Origin of the sequence: Pseudomonas sp. EMN2 (assembly GCF_009650555.1) — a bacterium.
GTDB classification, from domain to species: Bacteria; Pseudomonadota; Gammaproteobacteria; order Pseudomonadales; family Pseudomonadaceae; genus Aquipseudomonas; species Aquipseudomonas sichuanensis.
This window is the reverse complement of sequence record NZ_VZZR01000106.1, coordinates 1-14,192: the sequence shown is the minus strand read 5'-3', so window position 1 is coordinate 14,192 and position 14,192 is coordinate 1. Positions and strand designations below refer to the sequence as shown.

General features: G+C 66.0%; 14 protein-coding genes. 6 read left to right on the top strand and 8 right to left on the bottom strand.

All coding sequences use genetic code 11. The annotated features are described in order from the left end of the window. Positions 1–226: 226 nt before the first annotated feature. Together F6X61_RS24935 and F6X61_RS24930 are read left to right on the top strand one after the other, a co-directional pair. Positions 227–622 (top strand): hypothetical protein, encoded by a 396-nt coding sequence (locus F6X61_RS24935; RefSeq protein WP_153788993.1) that lies wholly within the window; start codon positions 227–229, stop codon positions 620–622. Positions 623–651: 29 nt separating this feature from the next. Continuing rightward, a complete protein-coding gene (locus F6X61_RS24930; protein ID WP_153788992.1) occupies positions 652–2,601 on the top strand; it encodes a hypothetical protein in 1,950 nt (649 codons plus the stop codon). Positions 2,602–2,605: 4 nt separating this feature from the next. Here F6X61_RS24930 and F6X61_RS24925 read toward each other — a convergent pair whose 3' ends face one another. After that, complete coding sequence (locus F6X61_RS24925; protein ID WP_153788991.1) at positions 2,606–3,007, bottom strand: helix-turn-helix domain-containing protein; 402 nt, start codon at positions 3,005–3,007, stop codon at positions 2,606–2,608. Between the two features lie 85 nt (positions 3,008–3,092). On the opposite strand from F6X61_RS24925, the gene F6X61_RS24920 reads away from it, so the two are divergent. After that, the gene (locus F6X61_RS24920) at positions 3,093–3,587 is read left to right on the top strand and encodes a DUF2938 domain-containing protein (RefSeq protein WP_153788994.1); all 495 of its coding nucleotides are present in this window, start codon (positions 3,093–3,095) and stop codon (positions 3,585–3,587) included. On the opposite strand, the gene F6X61_RS24915 is transcribed toward F6X61_RS24920, so the two are convergent. Further along, on the bottom strand, positions 3,584–4,351 hold the full coding sequence (locus F6X61_RS24915; protein WP_153788990.1) for an ABC transporter substrate-binding protein: 768 nt from the start codon (positions 4,349–4,351) through the stop codon (positions 3,584–3,586). The two genes, F6X61_RS24920 and F6X61_RS24915, sit on opposite strands and share 4 nt — an antisense overlap. 132 nt (positions 4,352–4,483) lie before the next feature. Between F6X61_RS24915 and dnaX the strand changes: the two genes are divergently transcribed. The 3 genes from dnaX to recR all read left to right on the top strand — a co-directional run bounded on the left by dnaX (position 4,484) and on the right by recR (position 7,623). Continuing rightward, positions 4,484–6,532, top strand: a complete 2,049-nt coding sequence (gene dnaX / locus F6X61_RS24910; protein WP_153788989.1) for a DNA polymerase III subunit gamma/tau — start codon at positions 4,484–4,486, stop codon at positions 6,530–6,532. Positions 6,533–6,596: 64 nt separating this feature from the next. Further along, entirely contained in the window at positions 6,597–6,932 is a 336-nt protein-coding gene (locus F6X61_RS24905; RefSeq protein WP_110991796.1) for a YbaB/EbfC family nucleoid-associated protein, read from the top strand. Between the two features lie 88 nt (positions 6,933–7,020). Next, positions 7,021–7,623 carry a recombination mediator RecR gene (gene recR, locus F6X61_RS24900; protein ID WP_125464932.1) on the top strand — a complete coding sequence of 201 codons (603 nt, stop codon included), beginning with the start codon at positions 7,021–7,023 and terminating at the stop codon, positions 7,621–7,623. 98 nt (positions 7,624–7,721) lie between these two features. On the opposite strand, the gene F6X61_RS24895 is transcribed toward recR, so the two are convergent. The 6 genes from F6X61_RS24895 to F6X61_RS24870 form a co-directional block, all read right to left on the bottom strand. Next, complete coding sequence (locus F6X61_RS24895) at positions 7,722–8,270, bottom strand: adenine phosphoribosyltransferase (RefSeq protein ID WP_028692867.1); 549 nt, start codon at positions 8,268–8,270, stop codon at positions 7,722–7,724. Positions 8,271–8,324: 54 nt separating this feature from the next. Next, complete coding sequence (gene fnrA / locus F6X61_RS24890; protein WP_110991794.1) at positions 8,325–9,059, bottom strand: Crp/Fnr family transcriptional regulator FnrA; 735 nt, start codon at positions 9,057–9,059, stop codon at positions 8,325–8,327. 187 nt (positions 9,060–9,246) lie between these two features. Next, positions 9,247–10,629 carry an oxygen-independent coproporphyrinogen III oxidase gene (gene hemN / locus F6X61_RS24885; RefSeq protein ID WP_153788988.1) on the bottom strand — a complete coding sequence of 461 codons (1,383 nt, stop codon included), beginning with the start codon at positions 10,627–10,629 and terminating at the stop codon, positions 9,247–9,249. A 166-nt stretch (positions 10,630–10,795) separates the two neighbouring features. Continuing rightward, entirely contained in the window at positions 10,796–11,479 is a 684-nt protein-coding gene (locus F6X61_RS24880; RefSeq protein ID WP_153788987.1) for a sulfite exporter TauE/SafE family protein, read from the bottom strand. After that, positions 11,472–11,684, bottom strand: coding sequence for a cbb3-type cytochrome oxidase assembly protein CcoS (gene ccoS, locus F6X61_RS24875; protein WP_153788986.1), 213 nt, complete (start codon positions 11,682–11,684; stop codon positions 11,472–11,474). The genes F6X61_RS24880 and ccoS overlap by 8 nt, the downstream gene beginning before the upstream one ends. Then, complete coding sequence (locus F6X61_RS24870) at positions 11,666–14,137, bottom strand: heavy metal translocating P-type ATPase (RefSeq protein ID WP_153788985.1); 2,472 nt, start codon at positions 14,135–14,137, stop codon at positions 11,666–11,668. The genes ccoS and F6X61_RS24870 overlap by 19 nt, the downstream gene beginning before the upstream one ends. Between the last annotated feature and the right edge of the window lie 55 nt (positions 14,138–14,192).

The window sequence follows — 14,192 nt, the reverse complement described above, 5'->3', positions numbered from 1 at the left end:
CTGGTCAGGCCCGGAAGGGAGCAGCCATAGCGGGAACATCGAGTGCCGGGGTGTGGCTGGTGGGGCCGCCTCCATTTTGGGCGCAGGCATTTTCGCTTCGCGCACCTTTCGTACCCCGCCTGTACCCTCTCTTTACGCCCGCGCAAGCCTTTACCCCTGCACAATCGTGCGTGGCGCCTTATCATGCACCCAGCGTGTCAGTCCGTTCGGCCAGGAGATAGCGACCGTGGAACATGTCGACGACCTCACCCGTCACAAGATCCGGGAATGGCAATTGCGCCGCCTGGAGATCAAGGACCAGATGGCCGCCAGCCCCGAGCGGGTGCTGGAGCTGTCGCAGGTGCTCGACCAGATGGAAGAAGAGCACGAGCGCATCCTCGCCGAGGCCACGCCGCCGGCACCTGCTGTCGCGGCCCAGGCCCTGCTCGAACTGCATTTGAACGTATCGGCCGGCAGCGTGCGTGACCTGCGCAAGTTGCTGGAGCTGGCACTGCACGAACTCGATGGTGTGCTTGAAGAGCCTCAGCTGGATGCCCGCCATCCTGGCGGCATGGCGGGTTCACTGGGTGCTTACCAGTTCGAACTGCTGGTTGGCCAGGCGCCGGATGCCAACACGCCCTGAATCAGCCTTTGCCTGGACATTGAGCGCACATGCAGCCTGAACATTTCAATTTCTCCTGCCCTGTCTTCCTGCCCATCACCCTGGAGCGCTGCCAGGGGTTGCTGCAGGCCGAAGGCGTGCCCGCCCTGGACACGCTGAGCGACCCCGAGCTGGCGGCCTTGCTGGTGATCCAGAACCTTGCCCAGGCCCAGGGCAAGCTCGATGCGCCGGCGGCAGAGAAGGTGCTGGGCAAGTTGCTGGCCTGGTCCGTCGATGGCCCCCATTCAGCTGATGTGAGCCTGTTGTCGGAGGCGCGTCGGCTGTTCGATGCGCGCAAGTTGTATTTCGGCCTCGAGGTGATCAAGGCGTCGAAATTGCGCCTGCTCACCGACGAAGAAGTGCAGGGGGGCGATTACCTGCTGGCCGACGGCAAGTGGGATTTCGGCTTCAGGCTCCGCCGCCAGCAAGCCGACAACCCCTTCAGCCAGCAGGTGGTGACCGGTTTCGACAACGAGCGCTGGCTGACCGTCGAGCAGGACAAGCTGCTCAAGGTCATCCGCGCCAATCTCGACGAAGACATCCACGTCCAGGGCTACGCCGGCATCGGCAAGAGCTATCTGCTTGGCGCGCTGATGGATTGCCTGCCACGCGGGCGGGTGCTGGCCCTGGCACGCACGCCGGCCAAGCTTGGCACCCTGCGCCAGCGCATGGGGCTGGATCCGCAGGCCAAGGTCGGCATGACCTTCGGCCAGTTCGCCAAGGCCCTGCTCAAGGATGCACAGCCGGCCAACAGCAGGGCCGCAGCGCGGGGGCCGGGCAAGCTCAAGCTGGCGCAGGAGCTTGGCATCGTCGGGCTGCGCCAGTACGACGCCGAACATGCCCTGGATATCTGCCTCGAAGTGCTGCACAGCTATTGCGAGTCGCGTGACTACAGCCTGTCCAATCGCCACCTGCCGTTCTTCCGGCAGGCGCTGGCGGGCGTCGATGCCCAGGTCCTGCTCGAGTACGCCAGCCGGCTGTGGCGCTACCTGGAGACGCACCCGGCCTGGGGCGCGCAGACCGGCTTCGAAGCGCTGCTGCTGATCAAGCGTGCCAGCCTGGGCGGCTGCAGTGTGCCCACGCGCTTCAGCCACGTGATCATCGATGAGAGCCAGGACGTGCCAGGCTCGTTGTTGCAGGTCATCGAGCGCGGGCGGCAGGTGCTGATCACCCTGGGTGACGAGTACCAGAAGGCCTCCGGTGCCGTGGTGCGGCGTGAGCGCCAGGTGCGCCACAAGGATATCGCCTTCGCCGTTCGCTCCGGGCCAAAGGTCGAGCGCCTGATCAACCCGTTGATCGACGTGCATTCGCAGAAGTCGAAAGTGGCCTTCGAGGCTGCGCGCAACGTGGATGTCGGTATCGAACTGTTCCCCCAGGGCTTCATTCCACCCGAAGGCTGCGTGGTGCTGACCGCCTCGCGCTGGGACAGCATGCGCTGGGCCATGGAACTGGTCGAGAGCGGTTGCCTGCTGAAGTTCCCCGATTGGCCCGACATGCGACGCTTCATGGCCACTGCGGTCGGCCTGTTCCGTGCGGCAATCCATGGTCCGATGCAGGACGCTGCGGGGCCGCACCCGCACTTCGCGCACATGCTCGACTGGCAGCAGGTGCGTGAGGCCGAGCGTTTTGATGAGTCGTTCCTGTGGGTCGAGGCGCGGTTGCAGGACGGTTACAAGCTCGCCGACCTGACCACCCTGGCGGCGCGGGTCGCCGATCAGCGTGCCAGCCTCTTGTTGATGATGGCCGAGGAGGCCGGGGGCCTTGAGTTCGACCATGTACTGCTCACGCCAGAGCTGATGACCACCAACCGCTTCAAGGATGCCTACGCTTTCGATGCGCGCATTTGCGCCGTGTACATCGCGTTGTCACGGGCGCGGCGCCAGCTTTACCTGCCCTACGACGTGCAAGAGTGGATCGCCTACCACAAGGGCCAGCCGTTCCGCGAACTGCACGGCTACTGAAGGCTCACTTGCGCGGAGCTCTGCTGCGCCTGCCCTGGCTGGCGGACACCTTCATCAATCGCTGGAAGGTCGGGCACTGCAGGTGGTGCTCCTCGGGGCACACCGCGGCATGGCGCAACCCCTTGCTCATCGCCTGCAGGCGCTTGATCCGCTGGTCGATCTCGTCGGCCTTGGCCAAAAGCAATTGCCGGTCGACCTGCTGCTCGGCCAGCATCGCCGCCACCTCATCCAGCGAAAACCCGGCCGCTTGGCCCAGGGCGATCAACGCCAGGCGTTCGGGCGTGTCGGCCGGGAACTGGCGGCGCTGACCCCGGCCGGTTAATGCCGTGAGCAGGCCTTTGTTGGCGTAGTAGCGCAAGGTCGAAGCCGGTACACCACTGCGCCTGGCGACATCGGCAATATCCATCTGGGGCCCCTTGACTTGAAGTTGACTTCAACTTGCATGCTGCTTGGCAAAGACCATTTCCGTCAATCTGCCCGGGGCCTTCGCCATGACCGTTTCCACATCGATCTACTCCATCCTGTTCATCGGCATCGGCGCCACGCTGGTGATGGACCTGTGGACGCTGCTGCTCAGGCGCCTGGGCGTCACGACCCTGAACTACGCCATGGTCGGCCGCTGGGCGGGGCACCTGCTGCAAGGGCGCTGGCGGCACGCAGCGATCGGCAAGGCCGAAGCGGTTCGCGGTGAGCGGACGTGGGGTTGGCTGCTGCACTATGCCACCGGGCTGCTGTTTGCCGGCCTGCTGATCGCGCTGGCTGGGGAGGCGTGGCTGAGTCGGCCTTCGCTGCTGCCTGCGTTGTCGTTCGGGGTCGTCTCGGTGCTGGTGCCGCTGTGCGTGATACAGCCGGCACTGGGCGCGGGGTACTTTGCCGCCAATACGCCAGCGCCGGTGAAGAGCTGCTTGCGCAGCCTGGCGACACATTGTGTGTTTGGCAGTGGACTTTACCTGGCCGCGCTTGGTGCGCTGTGGCTCGCAGGCTAGTGGTCTTTGCTGTCGGCGACAGGCGGCGCGGCAAGCGCTTGGGTGTAACGCTCGATGATCCGCTCGACTTCCCCGGATTGCTTGAGCCTCACAAACGCCCTGAGCATCGCCTGTGTCGGCAGCGCCGGGTCGTTGCGCACCATGCAACCCAGTGCCTGTTCTTCCAGCACCGCCAGCCCATGCAGTTGCTTTGCCGCCGGCAGCCCACGGTTGAACCATAGCAGGGTCAGCTGGTTGCTCACGGCATGCTGATAGCGCCCGGCCTGCAGTTTTTGCAGGGCCAGCTCCTGATTGCGGCTGTCTTCGCGCTGCAGCTGGCCGCGGGCAAACAGTGGGGCGAGGGTGGGGTAGCTGTAGCCCAGCACGGTGCCCAGCGCCTGTGGGGGAAGGGCGTCGGGGGCGGTGGGGCTGTCGCCGGGGCGGCCGACCAGCAGGTCGCGCTGCTCGATGAGCGGGATGCTCCACAGGTAATCGCCGGGGCGGCTGGTCAGCCATTGGGTGGAGACGTAGCAGCGCACGTCGATGTCGCCGTTCTCCATGGCCTCCTGCAGCCGCAGCCGGGCCATCACATGGTACTGCGCCCGCACCCCCGCTTCGCGGGCCGCAGCCTGCATCAGCTCGAACAGAATGCCCTCCACCGGCTGCCCCTGCTCGATGCGCATCAGCGGCATGCTCCAGCTCTCGGCCACGGAAAAACGCAGTACCGGCGGCTCGGCCAGGCTGCAGGTACTGCATAACCACAGGAGGACCAAGGCTCGCCGCACGTCTCATCCTCCCTGATCAGCCCGGAGCTGTGCCTGCTGCTGAGCTTAGACGAGATCCGCAGGGTGCAATTTCCCCCTCGCTCCGCTAGCATTAGCGCTCTTTCCGCCCGCTCCGGTCACGATGGTTTTTTGATGAGTTATCAGGTTCTTGCACGTAAATGGCGTCCGCGCTCGTTCCGCGAAATGGTCGGCCAGACCCATGTGCTCAAGGCTTTGATCAACGCCCTGGACAACCAGCGCCTGCACCATGCGTACCTGTTCACCGGCACCCGCGGGGTGGGCAAGACCACCATCGCGCGGATCATCGCCAAGTGCCTGAACTGCGAAACCGGCATCACCTCCACGCCCTGTGGGACCTGCTCGGTGTGCCGGGAGATCGACGAAGGCCGCTTCGTCGACCTGATCGAGATCGACGCCGCCAGCCGCACCAAGGTCGAAGATACCCGCGAGCTGCTCGACAACGTGCAGTACGCCCCCAGCCGCGGGCGCTTCAAGGTCTACCTGATCGACGAAGTGCACATGCTCTCGACCCACTCCTTCAACGCCTTGTTGAAGACGCTGGAAGAGCCGCCGCCCTACGTCAAGTTCATCCTCGCCACCACCGACCCGCAGAAGCTGCCGGCAACCATCCTGTCGCGCTGCCTGCAGTTCTCGCTGAAGAACATGAGCCCGGAGCGGGTAGTCGAGCACCTCAGCCATGTGCTCGGCGCCGAGAACGTGCCGTTCGAAGACGACGCCCTGTGGCTGCTGGGCCGCGCTGCAGACGGTTCGATGCGTGACGCCATGAGCCTGACCGACCAGGCCATCGCCTTCGGCGAAGGCAAGGTACTGGCGGCGGATGTACGGGCAATGCTCGGCACGCTTGACCACGGCCAGGTATACGGTGTGCTGCAGGCACTGCTCGACGGCGATGCCCGGGCGTTGCTGGAAGCGGTGCGCCACCTCGCTGAACAGGGGCCGGACTGGAACGGCGTACTCTCGGAAATGCTCAACGTGCTGCACCGTGTGGCCATCGCCCAGGCGCTGCCCGAGGCGGTCGACAACGGCCAGGGCGACCGTGACCGGGTGCTGGCGCTGGCCCAGGCACTGCCCGCCGAAGACGTACAGTTCTACTACCAAATGGGCCTGATTGGCCGTCGCGACCTGCCGCTGGCACCCGACCCGCGTGGCGGTTTCGAAATGGTTCTGCTGCGCATGCTGGCGTTCCGCCCGGCCGACAGCGACGATGCACCGAAGCCGGTACTAAAGCCGGTGGGGATCAGCCAGGCCACAGCTGATCCGGCCCCACCGGTGGCAGCTGCGGCAGTTGCCGTCGCAGCGCCCGTTGAACCTGTTGTCGCGCAAGCTGCCGTTCAGGCCCCGGTAGAGGCCCCTGTCGTCGCCGAGGTTGTGGTTGAAGCGCCTGCAGCGCAGCCAGAGCCCGCCCCGGAGCCCGAGCCCGAACCGGTCGAGGCAGTGATCGACCTCCCCTGGGAAGAGCCCGCCGCACCGCCTGTGCCGGTCGCTGCCGCGCCGCAGCCCGAGCCCGTGGTGGTCGAGGCGGCCGTTGCCGAGGCCGTCAGCAGCCAACCGGACTACGACGAGCCCCCCTTCGACCCATCCGCGTACAATCCGGCGGGCATGGACCGCGACGATGAGCCACCGGCGGACGAAGACTACTATGTCGCCGACAGCGACCCGGCGGGCTTCAGTTACCTCGATGAACTGGCCGAGCATGTGCAGGAAGACGAGCCTGTCAAGGCGCCCGAGCCTCTGCCGGCAGCTGCGCCCGCCACGGGCCTGGCCCTGCAATGGCTGGAATTATTCCCACAATTGCCTGTCTCCGGTATGACAGGCAACATCGCCGCGAACTGTACGCTGATTGCCGCCGATGGCGACGATTGGCTGCTGCACCTGGACCCGGGCCAGGGCGCGTTGTTCAACAGCACGCAACAGCGCCGCCTCAACGATGCACTCAACCAGCAGCTGGGGCGCGACATCCGGCTGAAGATCGAACTGATTCGCCCGGAGCAGGAAACCCCGGCCCAGGCCGCGTCCCGCAAGCGCGCCGAACGCCAGCATGACGCGGTGGTGTCGATCGAACAGGATCCGCTGATCCAGCAGATGATCCAGCAGTTCGGTGCGACGGTGCGGCAGGATACTATTGAGCCTGTGGATGCCCTGGCCAGCCAGGGCCAATAACGGATAACCATGCGGCCGGCCCTGTGCAAGGCCGCATTACATGACGCAATCGAGGACTACCCCCATGATGAAAGGTGGCATGGCCGGCCTGATGAAGCAGGCCCAGCAGATGCAGGAAAAGATGCAGAAGATGCAGGAAGAGCTGGCTAACGCCGAAGTCACCGGCCAGTCCGGTGGTGGCCTGGTCAGCGTGGTGATGACCGGTCGCCACGACGTCAAGCGCGTCAGCATCGATGACAGCCTGATGTCGGCCGACGCCGACGACAAGGAAGTGCTCGAAGACCTGATCGCCGCCGCGCTCAACGATGCCGTGCGCAAGATCGAGCAGAGCAGCCAGGAAAAGATGGGCGGCATGACCGCCGGCATGCAGCTGCCGCCTGGCTTCAAGATGCCGTTCTGATCGACGTCGCGTTACCTCGGGGGAGCAACGGCCAGGCGGTCGTTGCTCCCTTGTTCATTCTGTTTCCTGAACTGGCAGGCCCGCATACATGAGCTTCAGCCCCCTGATCCGCCAACTGATCGACGCCCTGCGCATTCTGCCCGGTGTCGGCCAGAAAACCGCCCAGCGCATGGCCCTGCAACTGCTCGAACGCGACCGCAGTGGCGGTACGCGCCTGGCCCAGGCCCTGAGCCAGGCCATGGACGGCGTTGGCCATTGCCGCCAGTGCCGGACCCTGACCGAGCAGGAGCTGTGCCCGCAGTGCGCCGATCCGCGCCGAGATGACAGCCAGCTGTGCGTGGTCGAAGGGCCGATGGACATGTTTGCCGTGGAGCAGGCCGGCTACCGTGGCCGTTACTTCGTGCTCAAGGGGCACCTGTCGCCGCTCGATGGCCTGGGGCCGGACGCGATCGGTATTCCGCAGCTGATGGCGCGGATTGAAGAGCAGGGCACCTTCAGTGAAGTGATCCTGGCCACCAACCCCACGGTGGAAGGGGAGGCGACGGCCCACTACATCGCCCAGCTGCTGGCCGAGAAGGGGTTGAGCACCACGCGTATCGCCCATGGCGTGCCGCTGGGTGGGGAGCTGGAGCTGGTGGATGGCGGGACGCTGGCCCATGCGTTTGCCGGACGCAGGCCGATTTCGCTGTAAGTCTTTGCAAAGCATCGCGGGGCAAGCCCGCTCCCACAAGATAGCCTTGGACTGACTTGTGGGAGCGGGCTTGCCCCGCGATGGTTCTGAACCTTGACTCAGTATTCGCTCAGCGAAAACTCGGTCAGGCAGAAAGTCGGCACCCCGGCCGCCTGCAGCCGGCGCGAGCCTTCCAGCTCCGGCAAGTCGATGATCGCCGCGGCCTCGAACACCTGAGCCCCGGTGCGGCGCACCAGGTTGGCGGCCGCCAGCAGGGTGCCGCCGGTGGCGATCAGGTCATCGAAGATCAGCACCGAATCCCCTTCGCACAGGCTGTCGGCATGCACTTCGAGGAAAGCTTCGCCGTACTCGGTCTGGTAACCCTCCGACAGTACGTCGGCCGGTAACTTGCCTTGCTTGCGGAACAGGATCAGCGGCTTGTTCAACTGGTGGGCGATGATCGAGCCGATCAAAAAGCCCCGCGCATCCATGGCACCGATATGGCTGAACTCGGCCTCGACATAACGCTCGATGAACTGGTCAGCGACGTAGCGCAGCCCACGCGGTGATTGGAACAACGGGGTGATATCGCGGAAGATGACCCCCGGTTTGGGGAAGTCCACTACCGGGCGAATCAGGGCTTTGAGGTCGAAGGTGTCGCTGTGCATGGTGCGGGTATCCTGGAAAAACCAAGGCGCCAGTATACCCGCATCCGGCCTTTGTCAGGCCTCCATTGCACCACCGGCCAGCGCACACAGCTGGATCGGGTCGAGGATATGCACTTCCTTGCCCTCGGCCTTGAGCAGGCCGTTCTGCTGGAAGCGGGTGAACACCCGCGAGACGGTTTCCACGGCCAGGCCCAGGTAGTTGCCGATCTCGTTGCGCGACATGCTCAGGCGGAACTGGTTGGCCGAGTAGCCACGGGCGCGGAAGCGCGCGGACAGGTTGACCAGGAAGGTGGCGATGCGCTCGTCGGCGGTTTTCTTCGACAGCAGCAGCATCATCTGCTGGTCGTCGCGGATCTCGCGGCTCATGACCCGCATCAGCTGGCGGCGCAGTTGCGGCAGTTGTACCGAAAGCTCATCCAGGCGTTCGAAGGGGATCTCGCACACCGAGGTGGTTTCCTGGGCCTGGGCCGACACCGGATAGGCCTCGGTGTCCATGCCGGACAGGCCGACCAGCTCGCTGGGCAGGTGGAAACCGGTGATCTGCTCTTCGCCGGCGTCGCTGAGGCTGAAGGTTTTAAGGGCGCCGGAGCGGACTGCGTAAACCGAGCCGAAATTGTCACCCTGGCGGAACAGGAATTCGCCTTTTTTCAGTGGGCGGCCGCGTTTGACGATTTCATCCAGTGCATCCATGTCCTCGAGGTTAAGGGACAGGGGCAGGCACAGGGGGGCCAGGCTGCAATCCTTGCAGTGGGCCTGGTTGTGTGGGCGCAGTTTTACTGGCTCGGACATTTCTTCGATCCTTGTGGGAAAGCACACATAAGCCGTAAGGGTAACCCACGGCATAGGCTGGAGGCCAGCATGCACTTGTTTGGTGCGTGCTGGCGGCGGCCCGGAGTGGATGTTTCCGGTACCTTTCGACTGTCCATAGTGTGCCCCTGAAGGCGGGCTGTCCATGCGGTGAAACGCCTCAATCGCCTCAGATCACCCGCGAGAAACGCTGGCGATTCTGCTGCGCGAGGTAAGCGTCGAAGACCATGCACACCGAGCGCGCCAGCAGGCGGCCGGCTGGCAGGATGCGGATGCCTTTGCTGTCGAGGCTGATCAGGCCGTCGCGCTGCATGGCCTGCAGTTGCGGCCACAGCTCGTTGAAGTAGCCGCGAAAATCTATGGTGAATTGCCGTTCGATCTGCTCGAAATCCAGCTCGAAATGGCAGATCAGTTGCTGGATCACAGCCCGGCGCAGGCGGTCGTCCTGGTTGCACAGCAGGCCGCGCTGGGTGGCCAGTTGGGCGGTGGACAGGGTGTCCTGGTAGGTGTTGAGGTCGCTGCTGTTCTGGCAGTACAGGTCGCCGATCTGGCTGATGGCCGAGACCCCCAGGCCGATCAGGTCGCAATGGCCGTGGGTGGTGTAACCCTGGAAGTTGCGCTGCAGGGTGCCTTCTTCCTGGGCGATGGCCAGTTCGTCGTCCGGCAGGGCGAAATGGTCCATGCCGATATAGCGGTAGCCGGCGGCGGTCAGTTGGTCGATGGTGGCGTGCAGCATCTCCAGTTTGGCCGCAGGGGCCGGCAGGTCGTTGCCGTCGATGCGCCGCTGGGGCATGAAACGCTCGGGCAGGTGGGCGTAGTTGAACACCGACAGGCGATCGGGTTGCAGGCGGATGACTTCTTCGACAGTGCGGGCGAAGCCTTCCGGGGTCTGCTTGGGCAGGCCGTAGATCAGGTCGAGGTTGATCGAACGGAACTGCAGGGTGCGCGCCGCTTCGATCAAGGTGCGGGTCTGCTCCAGGCTCTGCAGGCGGTTGACCGCGCGCTGCACCGCCGGGTCGAGGTCCTGTACGCCCAGGCTGACGCGGTTGAAGCCCAGCTCGCGCAGCAGCCCCATGGTCGACCAGTCGGCTTCGCGCGGGTCGATCTCGATGCCGTAGTCACCGGAGTCATCGTCCAGCAGGTTGAAGTGCTGGCGCAGGGTCGCCATCAGCTGGCGCAGTTCCACATGGCTGAGGAAGGTCGGGGTGCCGCCGCCGAAGTGCAGCTGCTCGACGCGCTGCTTGGGGTCCAGGTGGCAGGCGACCAGCTGGATTTCCTGTTCCAGGCGCTGCAGGTAGGGCGCGGCGCGGCCACGGTCCTTGGTGATGACCTTGTTGCAGGCGCAGTAGTAGCAGATGTTGGCGCAGAACGGCACATGCACGTACAGCGATAGCGGGCGGGTGGCCCGACGGCTCTCGCGCAGGGCGTGCAGCAGGTCGAACGAGCCCACTTCGCTGTGCAGTTGCACGGCGGTAGGGTATGAGGTGTAGCGTGGCCCGGCCAGATCGTAACGACGGATCAGGTCGGCGTCCCAGCGTAGGTCGTCGAGCATGTGGGCAGTCCCCGGATAGAGCAGCAGTGTCCGGAGTCTAGGGCTGCGTGGGGTGTGGGGTGTTGATTTGTATCAAGCAGGCCAGCCGATCGCGGGGCAAGCCCGCTCCCACAAGCGTAGAAGCCTGCTCAGCTTTGTGGGAGCGGGCTTGCCCCGCGATTCCCTGTCAGTGCCCCATGAGCCAGTGCTGATGGGGCCCCGGCAGTGTCCAAAGCCCGAACAGAATCACCAGCAGCCCACCCGCCATCCGCACCCCGCGCTTGCGCAGCACGCTGCCCACACGCTCCGCCGCCAACCCCGTGGCCAACAACACCGGCCAGGTCCCCAGCCCGAACGCCAGCATCAATGCCCCACTGTGCAGCGCATCACCCTGGCTGGCCGCCCACAACAGGGTACTGTACACCAGCCCGCACGGCAGCCAGCCCCACAAGGCGCCGAGCAACAGGGCGCGGGGCAGGCTGGACACCGGCAGCAGCCGTGTGGCCAGCGGTTGTATATGGCGCCACAGGCCGCGCCCGAGCGCTTCAATGCGTGTCAGGCCGCTCCACCACCCGGCCAGGTACAGGCCCATGGCAATCAGCAGCAGCGCCGCGACGACCCGCAGCCCGAGCGCCAGCGGGCTGCTGGCCAGGGCCACGCCGGCCAGGCCCAGCAGCAGGCCGGCCGCGGCGTAGCTGAGGATGCGCCCGAGGTTGTAGGCCAGCAGCAGGTGTAGCCGCCGGCTGCGTTGCTCGGGCGGGATGGCCAGGGTCAGGGCGCCCATCAGGCCGCCGCACATCCCCAGGCAGTGGCCGCCGCCGAGCAGGCCGAGGACCAGGGCCGAGCCGAGCAGAGGGATCAGTTCAGGCACTCGGTTTGGTGTCCTTGTCTTCGGGCGGCTGTTCGTCGTGTTTGACCGCGGCCTGGTGGCGCGGGTCCTGGTCGTCGAACAGGATGCTGTGGGCCGGGCCTTCAAGGTCGTCGTACTGGCCGCTGTCCACCGCCCAGAAGAAGATGTACACGGCCACCCCGACCAGCAGCAGGGCGGCGGGGATCATCACGTAGAGGGCGGGCATAGGGTTTTCCTTCCAAGTGACGGTGGCGCGCTCAGCGGTACGCCCGCTGCAGTTGGCAGCCGGGTCAGGCGCAAGGCGTTGAGCACTACGATCAGCGAGCTGACCGACATGCCGACCGCCGCCCAGACCGGGGTGATCCAGCCGAGTGCGGCGAACGGCAGCATGAGGCCATTGTACAGGGTCGCCCAGAGCAGGTTCTCGACAATGTTGCGGCGGGTGCGCCGGGCCAGGGCAAAGGCCTGCACCAGGGCGTGCAGGTTGTTGGACAGCAGCACGGCGTCGGCGCTGGTCTTGGCAAGGTCGGTGGCGCTGCCCATGGCGATGCTGATATCGGCGGCGGCCAGGACCGGTACATCGTTCACCCCGTCACCCAGCATCAACACCTTGCGTCCGTCGGCCTGGAGCTGTTTCAGGCGCGCGAGCTTGTCGTCCGGGCGCAGGCCGCCGACGGCCTGGTCGATGCCAAGCGTCGTGGCTACCTCGGCAACCATCGGCGAGCTGTCGCCGGACAGCAGCAGGGTCTGCCAGCCACGGGCCTTGCAGGCGGCCACCAGGTCGGCGGCGTCGTCGCGCAGGCGGTCATCCAGGCCGAACCAGGCCAACGGGCCCTGGCGATCGCCCAACAGCAGCCACTGGCCGCGTGGCTCGGGTACGCCAGGCACTTCGGCGCCACTCAGGGCGCAGACGAAGGTGGCCTGGCCGATGCGCAGGCGCTGGCCGTCCACCTCACCTTCCAGGCCCAGCCCAGGCACTGCGTTGACCGCCTCGGCCGGTTGGGCGGCGCGGCCGAAGGCACGGGCGATGGGGTGCTCGGAACGGTTCTCGAGGGCGGCGGCCAGCGCCAGGCAGCGGTCGGCATCCAGGCGCCCCAGCGGGCGGATGCTGCGCAGGGCCAGGCGGCCTTCGGTGAGGGTACCGGTCTTGTCGAAGATCACTGTGTCGATCTGGTTGAGGCCTTCGAGCACATGACCACGGGTCACCAGTAGGCCGAGCTTGTGCAAGGTGCCGGTGGCGGCGGTGAGGGCGGTCGGGGTGGCCAGCGACAGGGCGCAGGGGCAGGTGGCGACCAGCATGGCCAGGACGATCCAGAACGCCCGCCCGGCATCGAGTTGCCACCAGACCAGGCCGATGACCGCCGCCGCCGCCAGGGTGAACAGCAGGAACCATTGCGACGCCCGGTCGGCGATCTCGGCCAGGCGCGGTTTTTCGGTCTGCGCCCGCTCCAGCAGGCGCACGATGGCCGACAGTCGTGAGTCCTGGCCCAGGGCCTGGACCTCGACGGTGAGGGTGCTCTCGACGTTGAGGGTGCCGCCGGTGACCCGGTCGCCGGTGCGCCGCGCCAAGGGCAGGTATTCACCGGTGAGCAGCGATTCGTCGACGCTGGAGCGACCCTCGATGATGCAGCCGTCGGCGGGGATCACCGCGCCGGGTAGCACTTGCACGCGGTCGCCGCACTGCAGCTCGCCGAGCAGGATGCGCTCGGCCTGGCCGTCGGCAGCCAGGCGCAGGCACGAGGTCGGCAGCAGGTTGACCAGTTGTGCCGTGGCCGCCGCCGTGCGCTCGCGGGCACGACGCTCCAGATAGCGGCCGGTCAGCAGGAACAGGGCGAACATGCCCACGGTGTCGAAATACAGCTCGCCACTGCCGGTGATCGCGGTCCAGATCCCGGCGCAGTAGGCCAGGGCAATGGCCAGTGATACCGAGACGTCCATGGTCAGGTGGCGAGTGCGCAGGTCGCGGGCGGCGCCCTTGAAAAACGGCGCGCAGCTGTAGAACACGATCGGGGTGGTGAGGAACAGCGCGACCCAGCGCAGGATGGTGTGCAGCTCGGGGGACAGGTCGATGTTGAATTCCGGCCAGGTGGCCATGGTCGCCATCATTGCCTGGAACCACAGCAGCCCGGCCACACCCAGGCGGCGCAGGGCACTGCGGTTTTCCCGGGCCAGTTGCTCGGCGGCCTGGTCCGGCTGGTAGGGGTGGGCGGCGTAGCCGATGCGGCGCAGCTCGGCCAGCAGCCTGGACAGCGGCAACTGGCTGTCGGCCCAGTTGACCAGCAGGCGATGGTTGGACAGGTTCAGCCGCGCCTCGGCGACCCCGGGCAAGGTGCGCAGATGTTTTTCGATCAGCCAGCCGCAAGCGGCGCAACTGATGCCTTCGACCAACAGGGTGGCTTCGGCCAGTTCGCCGGCATGGCGCACGAAGCCCTGTTGCACGTCGTCGCGGTCGTACAGCGCCAGTTCGTCCTGCAACTGGCGGGGCAGGGCTTCGGGGTTGGCGCTGGTGTCGCTGCGGTGCTGGTAATAGTGCTCAAGGCCCCCGGCGACGATGGACTCGGCCACTGCCTGGCAGCCCGGGCAGCAGAATGCCCGGGGCTCGCCGAGCACCACGGCGGTGAAGCGGCTGCCGGCGGGGACGGGCAGGGCGCAGTGGTAGCAGGGGGTGGGTTGGGTCATTTACATCATTGCCTTACGCAAGTCGGCTATCTGGACAGGGTGCCTGTGGGAGCGG

Excerpts from the sequence above, each read along its gene's own strand:
- F6X61_RS24930 (WP_153788992.1), top strand. The coding sequence starts at position 652 with ATGCAGCCTGAACATTTCAATTTCTCCTGCCCTGTCTTCCTGCCCATC.
- F6X61_RS24925 (WP_153788991.1), bottom strand. The coding sequence starts at position 3,007 with ATGGATATTGCCGATGTCGCCAGGCGCAGTGGTGTACCGGCTTCGACC.
- F6X61_RS24920 (WP_153788994.1), top strand. The coding sequence starts at position 3,093 with ATGACCGTTTCCACATCGATCTACTCCATCCTGTTCATCGGCATCGGC.
- dnaX (WP_153788989.1), top strand. The coding sequence starts at position 4,484 with ATGAGTTATCAGGTTCTTGCACGTAAATGGCGTCCGCGCTCGTTCCGC.
- F6X61_RS24905 (WP_110991796.1), top strand. The coding sequence starts at position 6,597 with ATGATGAAAGGTGGCATGGCCGGCCTGATGAAGCAGGCCCAGCAGATG.
- recR (WP_125464932.1), top strand. The coding sequence starts at position 7,021 with ATGAGCTTCAGCCCCCTGATCCGCCAACTGATCGACGCCCTGCGCATT.
- F6X61_RS24895 (WP_028692867.1), bottom strand. The coding sequence starts at position 8,270 with ATGCACAGCGACACCTTCGACCTCAAAGCCCTGATTCGCCCGGTAGTG.
- fnrA (WP_110991794.1), bottom strand. The coding sequence starts at position 9,059 with ATGTCCGAGCCAGTAAAACTGCGCCCACACAACCAGGCCCACTGCAAG.
- hemN (WP_153788988.1), bottom strand. The coding sequence starts at position 10,629 with ATGCTCGACGACCTACGCTGGGACGCCGACCTGATCCGTCGTTACGAT.
- ccoS (WP_153788986.1), bottom strand. The coding sequence starts at position 11,684 with ATGCCCGCCCTCTACGTGATGATCCCCGCCGCCCTGCTGCTGGTCGGG.
- F6X61_RS24870 (WP_153788985.1), bottom strand. The coding sequence starts at position 14,137 with ATGACCCAACCCACCCCCTGCTACCACTGCGCCCTGCCCGTCCCCGCC.